This window comes from Paenibacillus sp. FSL K6-1217 (genome assembly GCF_045040735.1).
Classification (GTDB): domain Bacteria; phylum Bacillota; class Bacilli; order Paenibacillales; family Paenibacillaceae; genus Paenibacillus_AQ.
Window position 1 is genome coordinate 2,963,273 of record NZ_CP150271.1, and the last position, 25,485, is coordinate 2,988,757.

The 25,485-nt window shown below is 54.1% G+C and carries 20 protein-coding genes and 1 riboswitch; of the genes, 12 read left to right on the forward strand and 8 right to left on the reverse strand.

Features of this window, described 5'->3' with window-relative positions; genetic code table 11:
* Positions 1-24 precede the first annotated feature (24 nt).
* Positions 25-591 carry an acyltransferase gene (locus MHH28_RS13135; protein ID WP_405115547.1) on the forward strand — a complete coding sequence of 189 codons (567 nt, stop codon included), beginning with the start codon at positions 25-27 and terminating at the stop codon, positions 589-591.
* A 677-nt stretch (positions 592-1,268) separates the two neighbouring features.
* Here MHH28_RS13135 and MHH28_RS13140 read toward each other — a convergent pair.
* Together MHH28_RS13140 and MHH28_RS13145 are read right to left on the reverse strand one after the other, a co-directional pair.
* A complete protein-coding gene (locus MHH28_RS13140; protein WP_405115549.1) occupies positions 1,269-2,009 on the reverse strand; it encodes a hypothetical protein in 741 nt (246 codons plus the stop codon).
* On the reverse strand, positions 1,999-2,265 hold the full coding sequence (locus MHH28_RS13145; RefSeq protein WP_405115551.1) for a hypothetical protein: 267 nt from the start codon (positions 2,263-2,265) through the stop codon (positions 1,999-2,001). The genes MHH28_RS13140 and MHH28_RS13145 overlap by 11 nt, the downstream gene beginning before the upstream one ends.
* 213 nt (positions 2,266-2,478) lie before the next feature.
* Between MHH28_RS13145 and MHH28_RS13150 the strand changes: the two genes are divergently transcribed.
* Positions 2,479-2,841, forward strand: coding sequence for a hypothetical protein (locus MHH28_RS13150; RefSeq protein ID WP_405115553.1), 363 nt, complete (start codon positions 2,479-2,481; stop codon positions 2,839-2,841).
* 135 nt (positions 2,842-2,976) lie between these two features.
* Here the strand turns inward: MHH28_RS13150 and MHH28_RS13155 are convergent, their stop codons facing one another.
* From MHH28_RS13155 to rfbH, 5 genes are all read right to left on the reverse strand, one after another.
* Positions 2,977-3,375 carry a MerR family transcriptional regulator gene (locus tag MHH28_RS13155; RefSeq protein WP_405115555.1) on the reverse strand — a complete coding sequence of 133 codons (399 nt, stop codon included), beginning with the start codon at positions 3,373-3,375 and terminating at the stop codon, positions 2,977-2,979.
* A 172-nt stretch (positions 3,376-3,547) separates the two neighbouring features.
* Positions 3,548-4,648: a glycosyltransferase gene (locus MHH28_RS13160; RefSeq protein ID WP_405115556.1), complete on the reverse strand. Its 1,101-nt coding sequence runs from the start codon at positions 4,646-4,648 to the stop codon at positions 3,548-3,550.
* A gap of 10 nt (positions 4,649-4,658) precedes the next feature.
* Complete coding sequence (gene rfbG, locus MHH28_RS13165) at positions 4,659-5,759, reverse strand: CDP-glucose 4,6-dehydratase (protein ID WP_405115558.1); 1,101 nt, start codon at positions 5,757-5,759, stop codon at positions 4,659-4,661.
* Positions 5,741-6,517, reverse strand: a complete 777-nt coding sequence (gene rfbF, locus MHH28_RS13170; RefSeq protein ID WP_405115561.1) for a glucose-1-phosphate cytidylyltransferase — start codon at positions 6,515-6,517, stop codon at positions 5,741-5,743. Before rfbF ends, rfbG begins: the two co-directional genes overlap by 19 nt.
* Positions 6,514-7,842 (reverse strand): lipopolysaccharide biosynthesis protein RfbH, encoded by a 1,329-nt coding sequence (rfbH, locus tag MHH28_RS13175; RefSeq protein ID WP_405115563.1) that lies wholly within the window; start codon positions 7,840-7,842, stop codon positions 6,514-6,516. The genes rfbF and rfbH overlap by 4 nt, the downstream gene beginning before the upstream one ends.
* Before the next feature lie 237 nt (positions 7,843-8,079).
* On the opposite strand from rfbH, the gene MHH28_RS13180 reads away from it, so the two are divergent.
* From MHH28_RS13180 to MHH28_RS13195, 4 genes are all read left to right on the forward strand, one after another.
* On the forward strand, positions 8,080-10,029 hold the full coding sequence (locus MHH28_RS13180) for a beta strand repeat-containing protein (RefSeq protein WP_405115565.1): 1,950 nt from the start codon (positions 8,080-8,082) through the stop codon (positions 10,027-10,029).
* Between the two features lie 115 nt (positions 10,030-10,144).
* A complete protein-coding gene (locus MHH28_RS13185) occupies positions 10,145-12,094 on the forward strand; it encodes a collagen-like protein (protein WP_405115567.1) in 1,950 nt (649 codons plus the stop codon).
* 544 nt (positions 12,095-12,638) lie between these two features.
* Complete coding sequence (locus tag MHH28_RS13190) at positions 12,639-15,761, forward strand: ATP-binding protein (protein ID WP_405115569.1); 3,123 nt, start codon at positions 12,639-12,641, stop codon at positions 15,759-15,761.
* A 42-nt stretch (positions 15,762-15,803) separates the two neighbouring features.
* Positions 15,804-16,937, forward strand: coding sequence for a response regulator (locus MHH28_RS13195; protein ID WP_405115571.1), 1,134 nt, complete (start codon positions 15,804-15,806; stop codon positions 16,935-16,937).
* A gap of 264 nt (positions 16,938-17,201) precedes the next feature.
* Here the strand turns inward: MHH28_RS13195 and MHH28_RS13200 are convergent, their stop codons facing one another.
* On the reverse strand, positions 17,202-18,374 hold the full coding sequence (locus tag MHH28_RS13200) for a hypothetical protein (RefSeq protein WP_405115574.1): 1,173 nt from the start codon (positions 18,372-18,374) through the stop codon (positions 17,202-17,204).
* Positions 18,375-18,559: 185 nt separating this feature from the next.
* Between MHH28_RS13200 and MHH28_RS13205 the strand changes: the two genes are divergently transcribed.
* The 6 genes from MHH28_RS13205 (at position 18,560) to MHH28_RS13230 (ending at position 25,472) form a co-directional block, all read left to right on the forward strand.
* Positions 18,560-19,087 (forward strand): cupin domain-containing protein, encoded by a 528-nt coding sequence (locus MHH28_RS13205; protein ID WP_405115576.1) that lies wholly within the window; start codon positions 18,560-18,562, stop codon positions 19,085-19,087.
* Between the two features lie 170 nt (positions 19,088-19,257).
* Complete coding sequence (locus MHH28_RS13210) at positions 19,258-20,013, forward strand: LytR/AlgR family response regulator transcription factor (RefSeq protein ID WP_405115578.1); 756 nt, start codon at positions 19,258-19,260, stop codon at positions 20,011-20,013.
* Entirely contained in the window at positions 20,000-21,301 is a 1,302-nt protein-coding gene (locus tag MHH28_RS13215) for an ATP-binding protein (protein WP_405115580.1), read from the forward strand. Before MHH28_RS13210 ends, MHH28_RS13215 begins: the two co-directional genes overlap by 14 nt.
* Before the next feature lie 361 nt (positions 21,302-21,662).
* Positions 21,663-23,702 (forward strand): serine hydrolase domain-containing protein, encoded by a 2,040-nt coding sequence (locus MHH28_RS13220; protein ID WP_405115582.1) that lies wholly within the window; start codon positions 21,663-21,665, stop codon positions 23,700-23,702.
* 148 nt (positions 23,703-23,850) lie between these two features.
* A riboswitch (SAM riboswitch) is annotated at positions 23,851-23,965 on the forward strand.
* Between the two features lie 69 nt (positions 23,966-24,034).
* Positions 24,035-24,628 carry a DedA family protein gene (locus MHH28_RS13225; RefSeq protein ID WP_405115585.1) on the forward strand — a complete coding sequence of 198 codons (594 nt, stop codon included), beginning with the start codon at positions 24,035-24,037 and terminating at the stop codon, positions 24,626-24,628.
* 31 nt (positions 24,629-24,659) lie between these two features.
* Positions 24,660-25,472: an undecaprenyl-diphosphate phosphatase gene (locus MHH28_RS13230; RefSeq protein ID WP_405115587.1), complete on the forward strand. Its 813-nt coding sequence runs from the start codon at positions 24,660-24,662 to the stop codon at positions 25,470-25,472.
* Positions 25,473-25,485: the final 13 nt, after the last annotated feature.

Consider the following 25,485-nt stretch of genomic DNA (forward strand, 5'->3'; position numbering starts at 1 on the left):
CAATCTGAAAGGAGTGATCAGAGTATGGAAGGGATCAGCTCTGAATTTCAACAACGCTTCAGCAGGTTCGGACACGGCAGTCTGATTATGCTTAAGACCGACATCAACTGTCCGGAGAAGGTGTCTATTGGCCAAAATGTACTGATTCAGGAGAATAGCTGGTTCACCGTTATTCACCCAGGTCAGAGCGAGCCACCCGCAATTTCGATCGGAGACGGCTGCAAGTGCAGCCGCAATCTGATTATTACCGCTGCGAACAGCGTCGTGCTCGAAGAGAATGTCATCCTTGGTCCTGATGTCTATATCGCTGACACCGACCACCAATACCGTCAGATCGGCATTCCCATCCGCGACCAGTGGATCACCTCCAGTAGCCAGCGGGTACGAATCGGTGCCGGAAGCGAGATTGGCGCCCATTGTGTCATCGTCGGCAACGTTACGATTGGTACAAGCTGCAGGATCACACCCAACAGCGTAGTGACCCGGGACCTGCCGGATTATTGTATTGCGGCGGGCAATCCTGCCAGAGTTGTGAATGACTACGACCCTGAAGCCGGGGTGTGGCAGCTGCCCGGAGAGGGCAGAAGCTAGAAGCGCATGGGTAACTCGAAGTGCATTTAAAGCCGGCCTACTCAGATAACCGCCCCCTGTGGCTCAGGCTCCTGTGGTTAAGCAAGCGGAGAAATGTATCTTAATTAGTTAATTCCAGACGGATGGACGGAAGCAAGTACCTCATCAGATTTAAAATAGTGAAGCAGAAGCAATTCCCCTTCAAATTGCAACTTTTCCAAGCGGGGGTTGTTCTTTAGGGGCGTTTGCCTAGCGTAACGGACTGAGGTGCTCTTATCCGGGAAGAAAGTCGTCACTTGGGCGATTAACGGACCCCAGGGACCTTATCCCCTGCAATTCAGCCCCAAAACGACTCGTAGAAGGACGATAAGGTCGCCTGAGTCCGTTACGCTGCATAAGGTGGCGTTCTCGTGGGAATAAGGTCTTTTCGGTCCGTTAGATTTTTTGGGAGGGTAGGGTTTCATTACAGGAACCCCTGAGTTTCACAAGCTTATCCATCCTTTTAAATCTGACACTGTACTAGTGGAAAAACAGCAGCTATTTCAGGTTAATTATCCAATATACCCTAATGGCGATGATAGAAGTGCTGTTTTTCCAACTGCTGTTGTATAAACGTCCATTCGTCCGTCAGCAAGTGTGCAAAATCCAATTAGTTCCTACTGCCTATCCCATTCCAGGCGTGACCAAGTTCACTATTACTAGAAAGAGATTTTTAGATTGGACGAGGTTCTTATCCCGGAATAGTCAACGGGCTGCTGTGCCTTCGTGGTTGGCGTTCTCTTCGACGGCTGCGGGTCCACTGTCCTCTTCGGCTGCTGTCGCTCCACTGCCTTCTTCGGCAGTTGCGGCTTCACTGTCTTCTTCGGCTGCTGCCGCTCCACTGCCACCTTCGGCTGCTGCCGCTCCACTGCCACCTTCGGCTGCTGCCGCTCCACTGCCGCCTTCGGCAACTGCGGCTCCACTGTCTTCTTCGGCAACTGCGGCTCCACTGCCTTCTTCTGAAGCGCAGGCTTCGTCTGTGGCCGTTGCTGCCGCTTGCGTTCGACAGCCGGGCGTGCTCCTGCGGTCCGCCCTCGCTTCTTGTGGAACGTCCGCTTGCGCGTGGCCTGCGCAGAGCGCCGCTGAATGAACCGGACGGACTTGCCGGAAGAATAGACAACCTTGCGCCCTGATGCGTATGCAGCCGCAGGAGGGGCAGACTGCTTGATGACCACGGGAGCCTGCTCTCTGCGCACCGGCTCTTGCATTCCAGCCGCAGGAGGGGCAGGCTGAACCCGGTCCAGCAGCCGCTCTGTCTCGCGCATGAACAACTCCAGCTCCGCATCCGCATTGACGGAGAGCTGTAGACAAACCTGCTTAAGCTGCTCCATCTGTCCCATTGTTTTATGAATCGCCTGCACCAGCAGTTCATCCTCCGGCTTCTGACGTTCAGCCTTCATACCCATTCACCTCTCGTGCCAGCCGTCCGCTGGTATCCAGTGTCCGGCAGATCATGGCCTGATGCTGAGCCAGAGCCATGATGACTCTGGCCACCGCCTGCTGAAGGGCGCGGGTATGCCGAGTCTCCAAGATTCCTTCATAGGCAGTGATATACTCCAGCTTGCGGATTTCAGCCGCGAGCAGAGCCGAGACCGCCTCCTCTTCCAGAGCCGCAGCCAGAATAATCGCTTTGATCAACCGTTCCCGCTTTAGCATCGCTTCATCACCTCCGCTGCCTGGCTTGATTTCTTTACCGTTATATATATATGTGCTTTTGACTTGTCCCTATCACCTGTAGTCCAAGGTATATCGGATTTGCCGGACTTCAGAGAATAACTGGAATAGGACAATCTGTGTCGAAAGTATATATAGAGATAACCGGACCGTTCCAAGCGCAAGGCAACCTTTCATATTCTGGAGGAGATCTGCATGTCAATGCCCCACGTTCCCAATATTACCCCCGATATCTCACTCACAAGGGAAGAGAGCATCTCTCTCCTGTTAACCTCGATTGCCATGAACGAGATGTCCCTGTCCCACATCATCAATGCCGAAGCGGAAGCAATGCAGGCCTTCGTGCAATCCAACCCCGGGAATATGAATTTCCGCAACATGATCCAATTAAATAATACAACCGCCAGATTATTGGAAGAAATAACCAGGGGCCAATGGCTGAGTCTGAGCAAAATGGACCGTATACTGCGTCTGCTGGGCGATTCTATCGGTCTTTCCGAACAATTGATAGAAGAACTCGCCGAAACCGAGATTGATCTGGAAGAGGATGAAGAATAACGGGCCACCGTTGTTCTTCAGCAATCATAGCACTGCTGAGAGATCCGCAGCTATGGACAACAACGGCCTGCTCCGACTTCGGACAAGCCCAAGTCATATCAGGCGCTTCCGCCCTCACCATTCTCCCGGCTTGTTTTACTGCAACTTCCAGTGGTTCAGATGATCGGCAATCCGGATCAGTTCATTAGCCAGGGACGAGAGCGAAGCGACAAGCTGCTGCTGTCTGTCCGGCTCCGGTTGCTCCGTCGTGCGGATGTCCATTTTCTCTGAAGCAGGTGCCTCCGGTTCTCCCTTATTGTACATAGGGAACCCTTCCTCTATCAGCAGACGCACAATGGTGCTTAGATGATAGCGTTCCATGCGCAGTTCACTGATCCGTTTTAACAGTTTCAGAGTTTCATAAGGGTAGAGGACCTGATCTCCCTGACGGCTTCCCGGCACAAAATACGAGAAATATTCCAGCCATCTCTTCACTGTAGTCGGGGGCAATTTCGATAAATTAATGATTTCCAGTTGGGTATAATGACGGACCATAACATCGCTCCTCTATTTAAATGGACTTATTTACTTTAATGGTATTCATGTGCTTCGAAATAAATGTGTAAAAATACCTATTTGTATCATTCCATAACAAAAAATAAGCAGGCCCCGTTCTAAAAGAACGGGGCCTGCTTATTGTATTGGCTCTGAATTCTGCTCCTGCTTCTTATGAAGCATTGAATAATTCACTGAATGAATCACCCAGCAGCTCTTTATAATACTTCCGGTTATGCAGCATGCTGGGATGAGTCGGATAATACATTAACGCTGATTCATTATGATAATTAGCCTTGATGTATTCACCTAAGCGGTCATAGCATACGCATAATTGCAAATGCGGCACCCAAGTGGTGGAAGTCATATCCTGCAGCCCCAGGGACTGTGATCTTCGCGGCAGTGTAATCGCCTGTTCGAACCAGTAAATCGCCCGATGGTACTCCCCGGCCTCCAGGAATTCCCCGCCTAGGCGACAGCAGAATTCCGAACGGGGGATATCATAATTCAGGGTACGATAGAGCGCGCTCATCTTCCCTTCCTTATTCTTCAGATGCCCGTGGCATTCCGCCATCTTCAGGCAGGCCTGATAATTATCTTCGATCCAGCCCTGCCCGGTCTGCAGGAACTTCTCGTAATATTCCAGCGCTTCCTCATGGATCGCATGATCCCGGAGCTCATTGGCGAAGTAATAGAGATCTCGCGGTGAGAACTCCTCTCCCTTGGCCTGGCGTCCGCGGTAGATGCGCAGATTGCGGTCGGTATGCACCTTATCCTTCTTGTGGGTAACGCACACCTCGCTGTCAAAGGTATTGCCGGCAACCGCCAGATACTCATGTACCGGTCCGATCCACTGGAAGCCGCATTCGCGCCGGACCAGCCGGTTACGTCTCAGGCTTGAGGTCACTTTGCCTTCACTGTCGAAGGCCAGATTGTAGGGCATGGTCACAGACTGGTACTGCGGCGACAGCGTCTCCTTCAGCTTCTTGAAGCGCACTCGGTCGATCTCCTCAAGGGTATCGTCTGCATCCAGCCAGAGTATATATTCCATTGTCGCCTTGCTGAAGGCTTCATTGCGGGCAGCGGCGAAGTCGTCAATCCATTCAAAGTCATAAATAACCGCGCCATACTCTGCAGCGATCTCTTTGGTCCGGTCTGTGGAGCCAGTATCCACAATAATGATCTCGTCGGCAATACCCTTAACGCAGTCCAGGCAACGCCCCAGACCATTCTCTTCATTACGCACAATCATACATAGACTGATAGTTATCATTGGTGCCCTCCTATTGATCCTCCGATCTATATTCGCAAATCTGACGCTCGCATATCATCCGCATATCCCGTCCCGCTCCCAGCTCCCTTTGCCATTCCACCGTCTTCTGCAGCGCCTGCTCCACACTCCAGCGGGAGCGCCAGCCCAGCAGACGGCGGGCCTTGGTGCTGTCAAGCTGCAGCTCCCCCGCCTCGTGCAGTCCGGCGGAGGCGGCAATATCTATACCGGCTCCTTCTCCCCAGAGCGCCGCCAGCCGGGCCGCAACCCTCTGCACACTGTGGACGCTCTGTTCCTCAGGGCCAAAGTTCCAGGCGGCAGCATACGCCGGTCCCTCGTGCACTAGCTTCTCGGCCAGCAGCAGGTAACCGCTAAGCGGCTCCAGTACATGCTGCCAGGGCCGCGTCGCCGCCGGGCTGCGCAGCAAGGGCCGCTGCCCTGCAGCGAACGCCCGCAGGCAATCCGGGACCAGACGGTCCTGCGAATCATCGCCGCCCCCGATGACATTGCCCGCCCGGGCGGTAGCAACTGCCACACCATGCCCGGCATAATGCGCCGGATGAAAGAAGCTGCTGCGGTAAGCCTGCGTCACCAGCTCGGAGCATGCCTTGCTGGAAGAATAAGGATCGTAACCTCCGAGCGGATCGGTCTCGCGGTAACCCCAGATCCACTCCCGGTTCTCATAGCATTTATCCGTAGTCACGTTAACGACGGCTTTGACAGAGATCCCGGAATCTACGGCACTTGCGACCGCCTCCAGGAGGTTCACCGTTCCCATCACATTCACCTCGAAGGTGTCTGCAGGAATCTGGTAAGAAGTGCGGACCAGCGGCTGGGCGGCCAGATGGAAGACGACCTCCGGTGCGGCTTCCCGCAGCGCCGCATCCAGCCGCTGCCGGTTCCGCACATCCCCCCAGACCGTATGGACCTCCCGCTCTCCTCCGGTCAGCTTGAAGAGCTTCGGCTCATCCCGGTCCCAGGCATAGCCGCTTACCCGTGCACCCAACATCGTCAGCCACAGGGTCAGCCAGCTTCCTTTGAAGCCGGTATGCCCGGTCACGAAGACACGCCGCCCGTTCCAAAATCCCTCAGCGGTCAGCGGCTGCTCATCCACGGGAGCCCCCCTTCCTGCCACAGCTCCTGCAGATACCGCTTGTCGCGGAGCGTATCCATCGGCTGCCAGAAGCCATGGTGCTTGTAAGCCCTGAGTTCATCCCGCACCGCCAGCTCCCGGAGCGGCTCCTGCTCCCAGACGGTGCTGTCGCCTTGAATAAGGGAGAAAATCTCCGGCTGCAGAACGAAGAAGCCGCCGTTCACCCAGCCTTCGTCCCCCTTGGGCTTCTCTATGAAGCCGGTTACCCTGCTGTCCTCCGTAATATCCAGCGCACCGAAACGGCCTGTCGGCTGAACTGCCGTAACGGTCGCTAATTTCCCGTGGGACCGGTGGAACTCCAGTAATTGATGTACATCGACATCGGCAATTCCGTCCCCATAGGTCAGCATAAAGGGGGCATCCCCGATATATTTGTGGACTTGCCGGATTCTTCCCCCAGTCATCGCCTCTTTGCCTGTCTCCGCGAGCGTTACCCTCCAGTTCCGCTTCTGACGGTTATGGCGGGTGATCTGGTTACCGTTGCCGTAATCAAACGAAATATCGGAGTTCTGCAAGTAGAAATCGGCGAAATACTGCTTGATGGTGTTCCCCAAATATCCCAGGCATATGACAAAATCATCGAAGCCGTAAGACGCATAATGTTCCATGATATGCACCAGCAGCGGCTTGTCACCGATCTCAATCATCGGCTTGGGCTTCACATCCGTCTCTTCGCTGATGCGGGTCCCATATCCCCCAGCCAGAATCACTACCTTCATTTTCTTCCCCCCTTGCCGTCCGGCAGGCCTAACAGCACCTTGGCCGTGTAGTCCAACATCTCCGTAGTGAGCCCCGGATAGATGCCCACCCAGAACGTATCGTTCATAATTCTGTCCGTCTGGGTCAGTGGACCCGCTACGCGGTGGGCCACACCAGAGTATGCAGGCTGCTTCAGCAGGTTCCCGGCGAATAAGAGCCGGGTTCCAATCCGCGCCGCCTCCAGCCTACGCACAATTTCATTGCGCGAGAGGGGCGCATCTTCCCTCACCGTGAGCGGGAAGCCGAACCAACTGGGCTCACTACGCGGCGTCGCCTCAGGAAGAATTATCCACTCTTCGGCAGGCTTCAGTGCTTCCTTCAGATATTCAAAGTTGTGTCTGCGTGCAGCATGGAACCCCTCCAGCTTCTCAAGCTGGGCGACCCCGATCGCAGCCTGCATATCGGTAGCCTTCAGATTGTAGCCGATGTGGCTATACGTATATTTGTGGTCGTATCCCGGCGGAAGCCCTCCCTTCGTCCAGTCGAACCGCTTGCCGCAGGTATTGTCGGTTCCCGGCTGGCACCAGCAGTCCCTGCCCCAGTCGCGGAGGGATTCGACAATCTTCTTCAACCGGGCACTCGAAGTCAGCACTGCGCCGCCCTCGCCCATCGTCATATGATGCGCCGGGAAGAAGCTGACAGTCGCCAAATCACCGAAGGAACCCGCCGGCTGGCCTTCATACATTGATCCTACAGCATCACAAGTATCCTCGATCAGCCACAGGCCATGCCGGTCCGCGAATGCCTTGACACTGGCCAGGTCGAAGGGATTGCCCAAGGTATGCGCCAGCATGATCGCTTTGGTACGGGGACCAAGTGCTGCGTCCAGTTGCGCTGTATCTATATTGTAGGTGGGAAGCTCTACATCCACGAATACCGGTATCAGTCCATGCTGTATCAGCGGATTGACCGTGGTCGGAAACCCGGCGGCAACAGTAATGACCTCATCTCCCGGGAGTAACCGGCGTTCGCCCAACAGCGGCGAGGTAAGCGCCGCAACCGCAAGAAGATTGGCACTGGAGCCGGAGTTGACCAGCAGGGTATGCTTTCTGCCCATGATCTGGGCGAAGTGCCGCTCGAATTCACCCGTATACCTGCCTGCCGTTAGATGGAAATCGAGTGAAGCATCGACCAGATTCATTAATTCATCTCCGTCGAACACCTTGCCGCTGACCGGCACGTAATCGCGCCCCGGCACAAAAGACCGGCCAGGCCAGCGGCTGCTGTAAAATTGGCTGGTCAGCCTCAGAATCTGTTCGCGCAAGGCTGAAGTTTCTGTGGACAAAAGATCTCCTCCTTTACAAGGATGATTATTGCGTTTCGTGGATTTAGCGGACTTGGTAAATCATTTATATGCTGGGCTGGAGTGAATTACGAATGAAATTTAATGGAATCAAAATTCTTTGAATTTCTTGTATCAGGGATTCTATGAATAGGTCTTGCGGATTAAGCTCATGTCAGACACCAATGTGAATCCGGAGGAATACGTTATATGACCCCACCAAATAAGGAGGTTTTTATTTTGTCTACACCTAATATTCCTAATATTTCCCCAACGATTGGATTGACACGGGATGATGTGGTGAACCTCTTGTTCTCCTCCATCGCGATGGAAGAGTTGGGGTTAGCGCATATTATTAATGCGGAAGGAGAAAAAATCCAATTCGCCCTGGGCACGCTGCCAGGCATAACCGGTCCAGGCGCAACCCTGCAACAGATTCTGGATGTGAACAGCAGTTCGCAAGGGATGCTGGATACGATCTTCCGGCAGGAAATGATGCTCGATTCCAAGCTGAAGACGGCCGCCAACGTTCCAACCTTGCTGGGACCAACCGGAGCTTCCGGACCTACAGGCGAAGCCGGTGCTGTCACCAGCGTCAACGGCCAGGTTGGAGATGTTGTACTTGACCCTGCAGATATAGACGCAGTGTCTGAGAACGTGGAGCCTTCCAACTCAAATCTGGGCTCATTCACAGAGGCCGGTGTCTACAGCTCCAATGATCCTGACGGTCCGCCTCCTCCAGACAGTCCGCCTGTTCTTCACCCGGCGGTTTGGACCTTGTATGTGTCCCAGGTTGGAGCTTATGTACAACAGATCTATATCTCGAATCCGGCTCTCTACTACCGCAGTAGCCAGAGCAGCGGAGCCGCCTGGACACCATGGATTGAAATCGGAGCGCGCGGGGCTACCGGCTATACAGGGGCTACCGGTGAAGGGATAACCGGAATGACGGGCCTCACTGGACTAACAGGAGTTACCGGACTTACAGGTCTCAGTGGAGCGACTGGAATGACCGGCGCTACAGGGGTTACCGGTGTTACCGGCCTTATCGGCGTTACCGGCGAGACAGGGGTCACAGGGGAGACCGGAGCTACAGGAGTGACTGGTGAGACTGGTGCCACAGGCGTAACAGGGGAGACTGGTGCCACAGGGCTCACGGGTGAGACCGGTGCCACAGGGCTCACGGGTGAGACCGGTGCCACAGGGCTCACGGGCGAGACCGGAGCAACGGGACTGACAGGGGAGACCGGAGCCACGGGGCTCACGGGCGAGACCGGAGCCACAGGACTGACGGGCGAGACCGGAGCCACGGGGCTCACGGGCGAGACCGGGGCCACAGGACTGACGGGCGAGACCGGAGCCACAGGACTGACGGGCGAGACAGGTGCCACGGGGTTCACGGGTGAGACCGGAGCCACGGGGATGACCGGCGAGACCGGGGCCACGGGACTGACAGGGGAGACTGGTGCTACGGGGATGACGGGTGAGACAGGTGCCACGGGGATGACGGGCGAGACAGGTGCCACGGGGATGACGGGTGAGACAGGTGCCACGGGGATGACGGGCGAGACAGGTGCCACGGGGCTCACGGGCGTTACCGGCCTTACCGGCCTTACCGGTGTTACCGGCCTTACCGGTGCTACCGGCGTTACCGGCCTTACCGGTCTTACCGGTGTTACCGGCGTTACCGGTGTTACCGGCGTTACCGGCCTTACCGGTGCTACCGGCGTTACCGGAGCTACAGGCGCGAACTTAAATGCAATGTTCCAGCCTAATGCTGCAAACGTAACTGCCACCCCTACTCCGATAGTATTCAGTGAGTTATTCAATAACAGCAACGGGACCATTACACTTGGCGCCGGCGACAATATCATTAATCTGCAGCCCAACAGTACCTACTATATGTCCTTCTCATTAAGAATAACGATCACTCCTGGGAATGTCGCGGTAACCTCCGCAGAAATAACTTCTACTCTGAACGGGACCGCCCTCCATATCACCAATATTGGAAGCAAGGCTGCTGCCACATCAGCAGCTGCAACAGCCATGACGCTCGAATCAAGCGGATTGCTTCAAACCACTGCCGGGACACAATCGCTTCAGTTAAGCGCAAGTATTAATTTTGCCGGAACAACTACAGGGACATTTAACTCTGTCTGGTCTAATCTAAGCCTCCTCTTGGTAGAGTAAGCATCCCGGAACAGGCGCTTCTCCTCTTAATACCCTTCAATTCTTTGCGGTTAAGAGGGGAGCGCCGGTTAATAGGCGGAATGGAAATTTAATGTACAGCAAAGGAGGGTTTTCATTGTCAACACCCAATATCCCCAATATCACACCGTCGATTTCATTGACACGGGATGATGTCGTTAATCTGATATTCTCTTCTATCGCGATGGAAGAACTCGGTCTGGCCCATATTATCAACGCCGAGGGCGAGAAAATTCAATACGCCCTGGGTACCCTGCCTGGACTGAGCGGGCCGCCTGCGACTCTGGCAGAGGTACTGCAGGTTAACCGCAACGTACAATCTATGCTGGATACCATCTTCAAGCAGGAAATGATACTCGACTCGAAGCTAAAGACAGCCGCAAATCTGCCGGTGATCATTGGACCCATCGGGCCTACCGGGAATACGGGGGCTCCCGGCGGGGCGGTTACCGTTAATGGCCAGTCAGGGGTGGTAGTCATTGACGCTGCAGATATTGGGGCCTTGCCCTACGATGAAGCGCCGTCTGATACCCCCCTTGACTCGTTCACCCAGCCTGGTGTATATAGCTCTGATGATCCCAACGGTCCGCCCCCTCCGGACAGTCCGCCCGTACTCCATCCGGCAGTCTGGACCCTGTATGTCTCTCGGGTGGGTAATTACGTGCAGCAGCTCTACATCTCGAACCCGGCCCTGTATTACCACAGCAGCCAGGATGGAGGGGGCACTTGGACGCCCTGGGAGGAGATCGGGCAGAGCGGAGCAACAGGGTTAACCGGCTTCACGGGGACAGGTTCCACTGGAGCTACCGGAGTCACTGGGGGATCAGGCGTCACCGGAATCACCGGGGTAACCGGGGCTACCGGAGTCACCGGGGCTACCGGGGCTACCGGAGTCACCGGCATTACCGGGGTTACCGGCGTTACCGGGGTCACTGGCTTGACCGGCGTCACCGGCCTCACCGGGGCTACCAGTATTACCGGAGACACGGGGGTTACCGGTGTTACCGGCGCCACCGGCGTGTTCGGCGATACGGGATTCACTGGCGTTAATGGGGCTACAGGCGATACGGGAACCACGGGAATTACCGGAGACACAGGGGTTACCGGAGACACAGGGGCTACCGGAGACACAGGGGCTACCGGAGACACAGGGGCTACCGGAGACACAGGGGCTACAGGGGTTAATGGAGCTACGGGAGTCACCGGAGTCACCGGCGATACCGGGGCGACTGGCGTTACCGGCGTTACCGGCCTCACCGGCATGACTGGCGTTACCGGGGCCACCGGCATGACCGGCGTTACCGGCGTTACCGGGGCCACCGGCATGACCGGTGTTACCGGCGGTACCGGCGTCACCGGCATTACCGGGGCTACTGGAGCTACCGGCGCTACAGGGGCCACAGGGTCTACAGGTATAGGCGATACAGGCGATACCGGTTTTACCGGTGCTACTGGTGCTACAGGCTTTACCGGAGTCACCGGTGTTACCGGCTTTACTGGGGTTACTGGGGTTACTGGGGTTACCGGCTTTACTGGGGTTACCGGCGTTACAGGCGTTACAGGCGTTACCGGCGTTACCGGCGTAATGTTGAATTTAATTGGAAGGGTTGCAATGTTCACAACCCTTACTACGAACGTATCAACGACACTTGCGGCTGCAAGACTTGCACTGTCGGAGGTTTTTAATAACAGCAGCGGAAGCATAACACTGTCGCCTGATGGCCTGACTATAACTTTAGTGGCGAATCGTGTATATCATCTTTCGTTTTCTTTCCGGATAACAGCACCTGCAAATGTTGATGTAACTTCTATGGAAATATTGACCAACATTGGAAACGACATTCAGCATATCACTTATTTCGGTACTGAAACCGCCGGCTCCGCAACTGGGGATTGGGAATATACCGTTCAATCCGCAGGGCTGCTCTATCCAACGACTTCAACGGATCTTTATTTAAGAGGATACGGCATATTAAACGGTGCAGGAACGCAAACATATAATGCAGCCTTATCCAACGTAAGTATTTACGAATTAGAATCACCGTGATTTGAACTACCAGCAACCCTTCCCGGCAGCTCAGGCACTTCTGCTGGGAGGGGTTGTTGTGATTCTTGTCCCCTTCTGACCACTGGCATCCGATGAATCAATGAGTAAAATAACCCATTTGCTGGACAGAAGCTGCACCCTCCTACTCACCCCCCGACGCTTCCTGCCCCTCTCCTCTGCAACAGATTTCCTCCGGGAATCGTTTTTTCTGGAATTTAAATTCCAGTTTTGTTCAGTTCTTGTCTATGAGGGATCACTATAATGGGCTTGACTTGACAAGATACCGTTACGGAGGGATGTATATATGGGAAGACTCAGAGCCATTAATGAAAGAAAATGCACGAAAGAGGACTGCAATAGAAGGCACTATGCGAAAGGTTTATGCAAGCAGCACTACTGGCCTGCCTGGAAAGAAGGACAAAAGCACCAGACTGAATCCGTCCCCCGTGATCAGAGTATTTCGCATTAGTCTCTCTTCAATGTTCAATAATTTATTTAATTTATTTTGAAGGTTCTTCCTTTTCTCTGTCGAACTCTTTATTCTATGATGAATAAAAATTCCAGATATTACTTAAAACATCTGACCCTTGTGGTTATATATATCTCCCTGCTGCTGGGCATGCAGAAGGCCTGGCAGCAGCTATTCGCATTACCGGCGCAGTCCGTTGCAGCCGAGGGCGTGCTTGACTTGCGCGGTTCTGCCTTCAAGCAGGCGCACTCGCTTGTGCTGGACGGGCAATGGGACTTTTATCCGAACCGCCTGGTAAGCGCAAGCGATATACGCTCTGGTACTGCGGGGGCGTCCGTCCCTGTGCAGGTACCCGGCAACTGGAAGAACGTGATGGCAGGATCATCATTAGGTTATGGTACCTATGCCCTGCGCATTCTGGTCGATCAGCCGCTGGATGAGCCTTACAGCTTCTGGGTCCAGCAGATCCAGGCCTCTTCACGGATCGAGGTAGATGGCCGTCTCCTTGGAACGATGGGACAGCCCGCAGCAAGCAAGGAGCTTTACCATCCCAAGGCGGTTCCTTATACCGTCAATTACCTTCCGCCTCAAGGGAAGCAGGATATGCTTGTCCTGATTCAGACAGCCAATTATGAGCATGGAGAGAAGGCGGGGATCTCTTATTCCATCCGATTCGGCGCCCAGTCCTCCATCCAGAAGGAGCGCTGGTACTCTACCTCTTTTCAATTAGCCACTATCATCATCCTTCTTCTGCATGCGCTATACGTCTGCATCCTGTATCTGTTTGACAAGGAACACCCGGTTCTGCTGTTGTTTGCTGTTATGCTGATTATTATAAGCGTCACCGTCGCAGCGGATAATGATGTCCTGCTGTTCATGGTGTTGCCGCTGAACTATACATGGGGAATCAAGATCAAGCTGCTGTCTTATGTATGGATGGTCTTTTTCTTACTGCTGCTAACTTACAAATTCTACAGCGCCCAGGCGGTCGGCCGGGCCTTCAAGGTATACAGCGGTCTGCTGCTGCTCTATACGCTGTGCCTGTGCATCCTTCCGGTTCATATCATTTTATCCCATGCCACAATCTATTTCCTCCTCTTCTATATGATCCCCCCCTGCTGGATGTTTGTGCTGTTTGGAGTGATGGTCTATCAGCAAAAGAAAGACGTCGGCTTCCTTACCTTCATCGGCTCATCGGTTGTATCCGGTGTGATCTGGGGAACCACGCTGAATAGTTACCGGAAGAATCTGCCGTTCTACTCCATAGATATTCTGGCGGCTATCGTCGGCTTCTCTGCGTATGCCTTGAAGCAGTATATCCGGCGTTCCAATGAGAACAGACTGCTCTATGAACAATTGTTGCAGGCGGACAAGCAGAAGGACCGCTTCCTGATGAATACCTCGCATGAGCTGCGGACGCCGCTGCACGGAATGATGAGCATTGCCCAGTCGGAATACGATAAGAAGCGGGCGGCCTCCCCGGAAGAAGATACCCGGGACCTGGAGCTGCTGGTACGCATCGGGCGGCAAATGTCGCAGCTGCTGGATGATCTGCTGGATCTGACACTGCTGCGGGAGAACCGGCTGATGCTTCATCCTGTACCGCTATCGCTCTACACCACAGCGGCTGGAGTGGCCGATATGCTCCGTTACTTAACGGACGGCAAGAACCTGACGCTCCATGTAAGCGTATCCGCCTCGCTGCCGCATGTATGGGCCGATGAGAAGCGGCTGTTCCAGATTCTCTTCAATCTGATCCATAATGCGGTAAAATGGACGGACCACGGCAGTATACGGATCACCGCCGAAGAAGCGGAGGGCCGGTTGCTGATCAGCGTAGCCGACACCGGCACGGGTATAGAGGAGGAAGCCCTCTCTCGCATCTTCCTCCCTTATGAACAGGCAGGCGGGCAGGACAGGGGCGGCCTGGGCTTGGGCCTTAACATCGCCCGGCAGCTTGTGGAGCTGCAAGGGGGCAGGTTGACGGCGGAGTCCCGTCCGGGGGAAGGCTCCGTCTTCCGCTTCAGTCTGCCGCTGGCAGACGGGGCCTTCTTCACGGACGACCGGTTCAGCGGGATGGAAGCGGAGGAAGCACCGGACGCCTCCTATTCGGGAAGGAGTATCCATCCGCACAGCGGGGACAATGAGCTGTTCCTGGCGGGGGTGCCTCCGTCTCCATCCGGCTGGGATACAGATGAAGCCGCCCTGAAGATCCTGGTCGTTGATGATGACCCCGTGAATCTCCGGGTGCTCTCAAGCATTCTGCATGAAGATATCTATCAGTTGACCTCCGTGTTAAGCGGACAGGAAGCCCTGCGACTGCTGGAGGAGGAATCATATGATCTGCTGATTACCGATGTGATGATGCCGGAGATGTCCGGGTATGAGCTGACCCGCCGGGTAAGGGAGCGGTATCCGATGTCTGAATTACCGGTACTGCTGCTGACGGCACGTGCTATGCGCGAGGAGATCTACTACGGATTCCAGCAGGGGGCTAATGATTATGTGACCAAGCCGGTCGACAGCCTGGAGCTCAAATACCGGGTTACCGGGCTGGCTCGGCTGAAGCAGACGATGAATCACAGCCTGCGGCTGGAGATCGCTTACCTGCAAGCCCAGATCCGCCCTCATTTCCTGTTCAATGCCCTGAACTCTATCGCTACGCTAAGTACCATTGATCTCTGTGAAATGCAGCGGCTGATTGATGCCTTCTCCACCTACCTGCGTTCAAGCTTCGATCTGATGAATACCGGCACATGGGTTTATCTGAGACAGGAGCTCTCGTTAGTAGAAGCCTATCTGTATATCGAGAAGGTGCGGTTCGGAGAACGGCTGGAGGTCAAGTGGGAGGGGAATTACAACGGAATGCTGAGAGTTCCCCCGCTGATCCTTCAGCCGCTGGTAGAGAATGCTGTACGCCACGGGCTGCTTAGTCTTATTGAAGGGGGCGTACTGGTGATCCGCATGGAAGAGAAGGAGGATCATGTCCGGATAGAAGTACAAGACAACGGCAAAGGCATGGAGCAGAAGCAGATCGACCGCATGCTGATGAAGAACAAAGACCCGCGCTCCGGTATCGGGATCTGGAATACGAACCGGAGGCTCATCGAACGCTATGGGCAAGGCTTGTCCATTCAGAGCCGTCCCGGCTTTGGAACTACCGTCTCCTTTATCATTCCCATCCGGCCTGTGGAGTGAATCCTGCTCCATCTGCTATATTCTGTTCAAGGAGGTGCTACAATGCTTCGGGTAGTGCTGATCGATGATGAACGACTCGCCCTGATTCAGCTGGAATCGACACTCAGGGCACTGGGATCGACCTCTGTAACGGCAACCTATACCAATCCGCTGCTCGCTCTGGACGAGGCGGACGGCTGGGATGCAGATATTATCTTTCTGGATATTGATATGCCGGGCATTAACGGGATGGAGGCTGCTAAAAGGCTCGAGGAGCGCTGCCCCGGATCTGCCGTTGTATTCGTAACCGCCCATAACAGCTTCGCACTGGAAGCCTTCGAGGCCAGTGCCCAGGATTACCTGCTCAAGCCGGTGTCCAGGGAACGGCTCAGCCGAACCCTTCAGAGAATCAGGAACCGGAAGGCCTATCATCAACAAATGAACAAGCCGGACTCGCTGCTGATCCGCTGCTTCAATTCGATTCAGTTCGAGCGGGACGGCCTGCCCATCCGGGATTTCCGCTGGCGGACATCCAAATCCCAGGAGCTGTTCGCCTTCCTGCTGTATTATCATGACCGGATTGTCGTCAAGGACAAGCTGGTCGAGCTGCTCTGGCCCGAAATCTCGTTCAAGCGTGCCTCTACCCACCTGTATACGGCCATTTACCAAATTAGGCAATCGCTGAAACGGGCGGACATCGGCCTTGTGATCAGCAACGCAAGCGTGGGTGAAGGGTATATGCTGGAGAGCGGCGATGCGAAGATCGATGCGGTCCTCTGGGAGGAGGGTATCGTCTCCCTCGACCCGGTAGATGACCATAACGTCGCGGAGCATGAAGAGCTGCTGAAGCTCTATACCGGCGATTTCCTGGGCGATTATGATTACCTGTGGGCTGAGGGCGAGCGCCAGCGGCTGCGGAACCTCTCCCTCCAGCATGCCACAGAGCTGGGAGACTATTATACCGCCAAGGATAATATCACCAAGGCCGTCAGCACTTATCAGCGGATTGTAGAGCTGCACCCTTACCACGAGCCGGGTTACCTGGCACTCATGGAATTCTACAACCGGCTGGGCGAGCTAAGCTTCGTACAGGAGCAGTATGAGAAGCTCCGCAGTCTGCTCTGGCGGGATCTGAAGCTGCCCCCGTCCGCCAAGGTCGAGCGCTGGTATACGAACTGGAAGCGGCTATATACCTGATGCTTATTCACATACAAAACGGTATGCCTCTCCCCCCTATTGCGGGCTCCTGGCATACCGTCTCTTGTTGCTCCCGTATCTCCATCCTAACGGCAGGACCTGCACATGGCGCTGTCCCTTCCTTTCAGTGACAAGCTACGGGGATTGTGAATTCGCTGACACACCGGTGTACACAGTTCCTTGTGCAGCAGCTACCCATGTCAAACGAAGCTTCACACCTTTGTAGTACCCATTCCTGTGAACTTAAAACTTTCTGCCGCAGTATCAGTTACTCATGTAGGCTACATCGTAATCAGGGAAATCCTCCATCCATTTGGTAATGGTCGCAGGCAGCATGTTAGTACCCGGTACGTTCGTGTAGAACCGGACATACGGGTCTGTGCTCTCTTCCAGTTCATCGCCTTCATCCGAATCAAGCGCAGCCGCCCAGAAATGACCCTGCTTATCATACATGATGATGGCTTCACTCAGGGTATACAGCCCCCGCACGCCGCCCTGTACCACTCTCGCACCCAGGCCATCCGAGTCCTTCGGCTCATCCAGTTGCTGCATACTGTACAAGAACAGATCGTAATCCTCTCCTACCACCTTACGGAAGGCCTTGTCTTCCGCCGCCGTCTTGAACACGCCCGTGTCCTTCAGCGTATAGACCTTCTTCTGCGGGTCTCTGGTGTACTCTCCGGTGTAGGTTACGTCTGCTCCGGCAGAATACACCGGCGAAGGACTGGTTACGTACAGCCTGCCGTTAAGCAGATAGAAAAAAACCACCGAGCCGTCCTCTTCCTTGTATACAGCCATCCGTTTGCGGACCACAGCCGATACTTCATATAATTGGCCGGAATGGCCGCCATCGAAGGCATCCAGGGAGAAGACCAGCTTGTCGCTCTTGACGTTGCTGAATTCAATATAAGACCCATAAAAAGGGGAGCTGCTCGCCATGTACCATTCCCCGCTCCAATCGGCAGCCTTAGGAACCTTCAGACTGGCTGCCGCTGTGCTCGTGAGCGCCTCTACCGGGAGCTGGCGGGACCCGTCCGGGTTGCTCCACACGCCGGCGAATCCGGTGCCGGGAATCCACCAGCCCTGGAAATGACCGGTCTCCTTGCCCTTGGCGTCATACTCATACATATGGGCGATTTTGCCGCTGACATTGCCGGTGAGTCTGATCGTTTGTTTGTATTTGTCATAATAATAACTGCCTGTCAGCTTGCCGCCGCTCTCCACCTTAATGGACATATGGATCGGCAGATTGCCATTGATGGACCCCGTCAGCGGCACCAGGCCGTTCGTCGCCGGGCTCTGGACGGCTGATACGGCTGATACGGCAGCTCCCCCGGCTGGCTGTGCCGAAGCAGCCTCTGCCGCAGGCGGCACCAGGATGGCAGGCAGCAGCAGCACAGCTGCCAGCAAGGTACTGATTGTACGGGTAATTTTCAATATAACCCCTCCCTTTCACTACTATCTATAACAGCTACGTTACACTGTATGCCATAAATTACCCTTTTACAAGCAGGTAAAGCGCACGTAGCAGCACCATTCACAGAAAAATTTCCCGGCCTGCGAAGCCGTGGTGTGCAGTTCAGGCATCAGGGTAATTCTATATACAAAGGAGATGATCCGCTATGCCAGAATATCACGCTACAGGCCGGGAGCAGGACCAGTCTATCGTTAAGCTAAAGTTCATGCAGGACGGCCTGCTTCCGAACAATCCGCAGCTTCCGGCAGTGCTGTATAAGGGGGTTCTCCGGGACCACCCGGAGGACACGGAACAGATCTTCAACAACAACGGGTGGCAGAACAGCTGGGTGAACGGGGTCTTCCCCTACCACCACTATCACAGCAACGCGCATGAGGTGCTCGGTGTAATGTCCGGCAGCGCCAGCCTCCAGCTTGGCGGCGATGCCGGATACACCGCCGAAGTCAAGGCCGGTGACGTCCTGGTGCTGCCTGCCGGGACAGCGCACAAGCGGCTCTCGGCTACGGAGGACTTCCGGATAGCCGGTGCTTATCCCGCCGGAGCGGACTACAACACCCGCCGGGCCACCCCGGAGGACCTCGCTGCGGCGGTGCCCGAGATCCGCGGAGTTCCGCTGCCGGAGCGTGATCCCGTCTACGGCACAGACGGACCGCTGCTCCGGCTGTGGAAATAGTATCATGCAGCCGGATGGGTACTCCCCCCTTCCGGCGCCATTTTGCATTCCAGGGATCAGATTGTGCATTTGGCCCCTTCCGGGTCTTATCCTCATCAAGAATGCGATATACTATGCTGTAATACTATTTCACTTCAACCCAACCTACGCCGTAATAGAGGAGGGCATTCATGTACAGAGTAGCCGTATGCGATGATGAGGAGCAGCAGAGGGAGCTTGTGAAGAAGACGCTGATTGCCTTATCCATCAGAACAAATATAGAATTCGAGATAGAGTTATACCCTTCGGGGGAGCAGCTGGCCGCTCACTATGAACAGGACGGGGTGCCCTTCCATATTCTGATTCTGGATGTGGAGATGGGCGGAATGAACGGGATTATGACGGCGCGGAGAATCCGGGAGCTGAAGCATTTTGACGAACAGATTATCTTCCTGACCAGCTACCCCGAGTATATGGTGGAGAGCTTCGATGTCATGACGTTCCAGTATCTCATCAAGCCGGTAGCCCCTGACCTCCTGGAAGAGAAGATCACCAAGCTGCTCCAGTACTTCCAGGCCCAAGAGAAGAAGTTCATGGTCATCAAGTCCGGGTATGAGGAGGTTGTCTTAAGATATGATGATATTATTGCGATTGAGGCGGCCAAGAGCTTAACGGTAAAAAGCAAGCTGCATGTGATCACCGCCACACAGGTCTATGACAGCAAAGGCCTGATCGCCGATTATGCCGCAGCGTTAAAAGACAGCAACTTCCTGCACATCCACCGTTCGATTATTATCAACCTGCTGCATGTGAAGAAGTTCGCCGGCGGCTCCGTGCTCATGTCGGGCGGGATGGAGTTCCCGATCGGCCGGTCCAAGATCAAAGAGGTCAAAGATTTCTATACCAAATTCATGATTATGAAGGGCCATTCGTATGATTCCATATAACCTGCCTGTTATCCTCGGTGTGCTGCTGGTGATGGGCTTTCAGACCAATTTTTTCTTCGGCTCCGTATTCGGCAAGTCTGCCAGGAAGCCCAACCAGACCTTGTACTTCATCATTTATGGCTTGCTGTGTTTTCTCTATCTGGTCTTTGAGATGTCTTCCGTATCCTCATCGGCTGTCGCCTTACTGATGATATTTGCTATGGCCGGTTCCTATCAGGTGGAGATTAAGACCAAAGTGATATTTTCCATCCTGTATGCGGTTCTAATGACGCTGGTCAGCTTTATCTCGCTGTATATTTTCTCGGCGATTGATTCGGTGGACTATACCCGCCTGGATTCGGGTAACGGGTTTGAGCGGCCGGGCTTCATGAAGGGGATCATCCTTAGCTGTATTATTATGTTCGCGGTGATTCAGGTCATACGGCTTATCTCCAAACGCAGAAGCTTCGCGCTGCCTTACCGTTACTATATTTTTTTCCTGATCGTCCCTTTCATCAGTATCTATCAGATCAATGTGCTTACGGTCAGCAGCAACAAGGATATCTATTATTTCATTGCGATTCTCGGCTTTCTGCTCCTGAATGTGATGGTGGTCTATATTTTCGATACGATTATTGATAAATTTCAATTCATGCATGAGAAAACACAATTGCAGCACCAGATGAATTATCAGGATGCGAATTACGAGAAGACGGTACACAGCTTCAAGTCCATTAAGAGGATTATTCACGACAACCACCAGCAGTTCCTCTATATTGAAGAGTGTATCCGGAGGGAAGATCCGGCGGCGGCTCTTGCGCATATCAAGCTTACGCTGAATAAAGTGGAGGATGCCTACCAGCGGGTCAACACCGGCCACCTTGTCATTGATGCGCTGGTCACCAATACTCTGAATATCGGACAGGCCAACGGCATCCGCATTGACACCCGGCTTCGCCTCCATTCACAGGCGGTTCATATTGACCGTTATGACTTATGTGTGGTGCTTGGCAATATGCTGGACAACGCCATCGAAGCTTCCAAGAAGGTCAAGGTGGCCGAGGACCGGTACATGCTGATCCAGATTCATTCGAGTGAATCCGCCCTGTTCATCCGCATCCTCAACCGTATCGCCCAAGAGACCGCGTCGCTGCACAGCCAGAAGCCGGACCCGGAATATCACGGCATCGGCTTGACCAATATCTCCAGAATATGTGATAAATACGGCGGGAATATGACGATAGAATCCGGGCATAAGGAATTTAATAATATGGTGGTCCTCCCCTTCTCACACGAAGCTTCTATATAAAATGCATTGAACTTTAAGTTTCGCCGTCACTGCGGTGAACATTTGGACTTCCGGCCGCTGTTGTCTTTGAATTTCCTGATTGTAACCGCTCCTAGCGGTAGAAATCCAAACTAAGCATATGCTTACGATGCGAGCTTTCCTGCGGAAAGCTTTCAGGCGGTCGCTACCGCTCCTACAGTTCCAAATTTCAGCTCCGCTCCTTTCACTTTTTTGTTATCTCCTTCAGTGCTTTTTAAGCATAAGCTTCTACGTTAAGGGATCGTTATTAACGTTTCAGGGTTATTCGGGCCGCGCTCCTCTCTTCTGCCTGTATGATAACTTCAGGAAGAGTAACTACAGAGAAACAAGAGGAGGAATTCAGATGAATAAGTTAACTTCAGTCGTAATTGCTGCCATGTTAGTAATCCCCGCAGCCCCGGCTGCCGCTCAGGAGAAGGAGAGCCCGGTGCAGGCAACAGCCCGCACCATAGCCTCGAAGATCTTATCCGATTACGGGGTGAGCGGCATGCAGTATGCCATCAGGGACAAGGGGGCCATTACCGTATCCGGCGGCTTCGGGGTGTCCGATCAGGCGGCCAAGGCCCCTGTCACGAAGGATACGATGTTCGGCATCGGCTCCGTCAGCAAAATGCATGTGTCGGCGGCAACGATGATGCTGGCTGAGGATAAGCTCATTGACATCGACAAGCCGCTGGTTACGTATCTGCCGCAGTTCAAGATGGCCGATGAGCGGTACAAGCAGATTACCCCGCGCATGCTCATGAATCATTCCTCGGGCCTGTACGGCAGCCACTACGGGAACAGTATTCTGATGGATGATGCCGACACTCAGAATCATGATGACCTGCTGACAAGCCTTCAGTCCGAGCGGCTGAAATCCGACCCCGGGGCCTATTCCGTCTACTGCAATGACGGCTTTCAGCTGCTGGAGCTGATGATTGAGCAGGTGACCGGCATTAGCTATACAGAGTTTCTGGATCAGCACATGAGCAGCCCGCTGAAGCTAAGCTCTACCAAGACGCCGCTGGATACCTTTAACCGGCAGCAGCTTGCCAAGACCTACTTCCCTGGACTAAAGCAGGCATTGCCCAGCGAGAACGCCAATATCCTCGGAGCGGGCGGCCTCTATTCCACAGCCGAAGATCTGACTACATTCGCCGAGATGCTGAACGGCAAGCACCCGGATGTTCTGTCGAAAGCCTCCGCTACAGCGATGCAGCAGCCCGAATATAAGAACGGGCTCTGGGTGCCTGAGGAGAGAAACAGCTTCAATTACGGTCTGGGCTGGGATGCCATAGATCTGGCACCATTCGGTGATTACGGAATTAAGGCCTTATCCAAAGGCGGAGATACCATCATGTATCACGCTGACCTGATTACCCTGCCGGAATCCGATATATCCATCGCGGTGCTCTCGTCGGGTGGAAGCTCAATCTATAACACCATTTTCGCCACCAATGTGCTGCTGGCTTACCTGAAGGATACCGGGAAGATTAAGAAGATTCTGCCGGATGCTACCTTCACCCCTCCGGTCAAAGCGGCTATGCCTGCTGAGCTGGGAGCCTATTCGGGATTATACGGGACCGTCGGAGCAACCACCACGATAACCATTAAGGACGGAGCACTGGAGCTGCCTGCGCTTGAAGGGGGACTCATTCCTGCACAGAAGTATATCTATACCGGCAAGGGACAGTTCACGAGCCCGGACGGCAGTGCAGCCGTGAGCTTCGATAAGCAGAAGAACGGCAAGACCTATCTGAAGCTGAACACCCACGTGACTATCCCCGGTATCGGTCAAATGCTGATGGTCACATACGAGTACCAGAAGCTGGACGCCAATCCGCTGAATGCTTCTGCGAAGCAGGCCTGGGCACAGAGAGACGGGAAGCATTACTACGCTGTGGATGAGAAAATCAATTCCTTCTTCTACCTCTCCCCGTCCATCTTGACGAAGACGATTAAGGTTGAACAAGGCTATGCCACCGGGACGCGGATTGTGGACGAGAACACCGCCGTCAATGCGGCTGAAATTCCGGTGATGAACGGCCGAGATGCCTTCGATCTGACCTTCTCGAAGAAGAACGGTGCCGAATATTTAACCATTGACGGCAATGATTATATTAGCGGGGATGCAGTGAAGCCTGTGTATAGAGGCCCGGCTTCGATCACTACCGTGCCTGCGGGCGGCCAAGCGGTCTGGTTCAAGGTTGACAAGACAACCGCCGGCCGGACCATGACGGTAACAGCCCCCGCAAGCGGCGGATTCGTGGTCTATGATGCCGACGGGATGATCGTAAGCCACTCCAAAGTGAGCACAGCCTCATCGGTCAAGTTGCCGCAGGGCGGAATGGCCGTCTTCGGCGGCCAGGCGGGCGATGTGTTCCAGATCAAGCTGAAATAATCAATCTCATTCGATGGAGAAACACCAGAGCACCATGCTGCATTACCTCACCAGCCCGTTTAATTTCGTGATCTATTCCTTTCTCCAATTCTCCTAAACTTGCTTAATGGTGTGCAGGTATGTTTTAATATTATCGAATTGAATAATACTCTTATCCAGAGTTCGGTGGAGGGCTTAGCCCGATGATACCGCTGTAACCGGCATGCGAACCGCATACCAGGTACAGCACTAGAGGCGTCCGGGATGCCTTGCAAAGATGAGAGGGTGCTGACAGTTGATGAGACTGCCCCCTTTAATTAGGGGGCTTTTTGTTTGAGAAGGGAGAGAAATACATGACGGAGTGGATTACGGAATTTATACTTTTCTTTAAGGATTTGTCGTATGCGGGAATTATGATCGCCTTGTCGTTTGAATTCGTGCCTGCGGAGATCGTGCTTCCGCTTGCCGGATACTGGGTGTATCTGGGGGACATGAAGCTGATTCTTACCATCCTTGCTGGTACGGTAGGCGGTACACTTGGTCCGCTGACGCTATATGCCCTGGGCCGGTTTGGCGGCAGGCCGATGATTGATAAGTTCGGCAAGTACCTGTTCATCCGCCCGCATCATCTGGAAGCCTCCGACCGTTTTTTTGAGAAATACGGCAGCGGTGTGGCTTTTTACGGACGCTTCATTCCCGGTGTACGAACGCTGATCTCCATCCCTTGCGGGATCGCCAAGATGAATGTGTTTGCCTTCAGTCTCTACACCTTCCTGGCCATGCTTCCGATCACCTCGATCTATGTCTATCTGGGCTTCAAGCTGGGCTCGCAGTGGGAGCATGTGGACGAGCTCGTCAAGCCTTACCTTATTCCGGCGGCTACCCTGTTCCTCTTGGGCTTTGGGCTGTATGTCCTGTCCAAGCGGTATAGAAGACGTCAGGCTTAACGATTATGCGTTTTAACTTTAGGAGGAACTTATGGAATCTGTGTTCGATTGGCTGAAATACCTATTGCTGGGCCTCGTCCAGGGGGTGACGGAACCGATTCCCGTCTCCTCCAGCGGGCATTTAATTATTGCCCAGCGCCTGCTTGGCATGAAGCAGAATGGACTCTCTTTTGAAATCTTAACGAATACGGCATCCTTGATCGCCATCTGTTTTATTTTCCGCAAAGATATCCGCGACCTGATTGCAGGCTTCATAGGGTACCTGCGCACACGCGATGCCAAGTACCGGGCAGAGTTCATGTTCTGTCTCTACATCATCATCGGGACGATTCCCGCTGCCGTTGCTGCTGTGCTGTTCAAGGATACGATTGAACGAATCTTCACCTCCGTACATACCGTTTCGATCAGTTTACTCGTTACAGGGGTTGCCCTCTGGCTGATCCGCAACCTGCGCGGCCAGAAAAGAGACGGCAACCTCAAAGTGAAGGATGCCATCATCGTCGGGCTGGCTCAGGCCGTAGCACTGATTCCCGGCATCAGCCGTTCCGGCTCCACGGTGATCGCTTCCATTGCGGTCGGGATGAAGCAGGAGACTGCACTCAAGTTCTCCTTCATGCTCTACATTCCCATCAGTATCGGCGGGCTGATCCTGGGCGCGTCCGATATTGCGAACGATCCCAACCGCTCGGCACTGGCGATGCCCTACCTGATCGCCTTCCTCACCACGCTGGTAGCTACCTATTACGCCATGCGCTGGTTCATCGGCATTATGGCGAAGGGCAACCTGATTTACTTTTCATACTATTGCTTCGTGGTAGGTACGCTGCTGCTGATCTTCTTGTAAAAGGGAGCGGTTG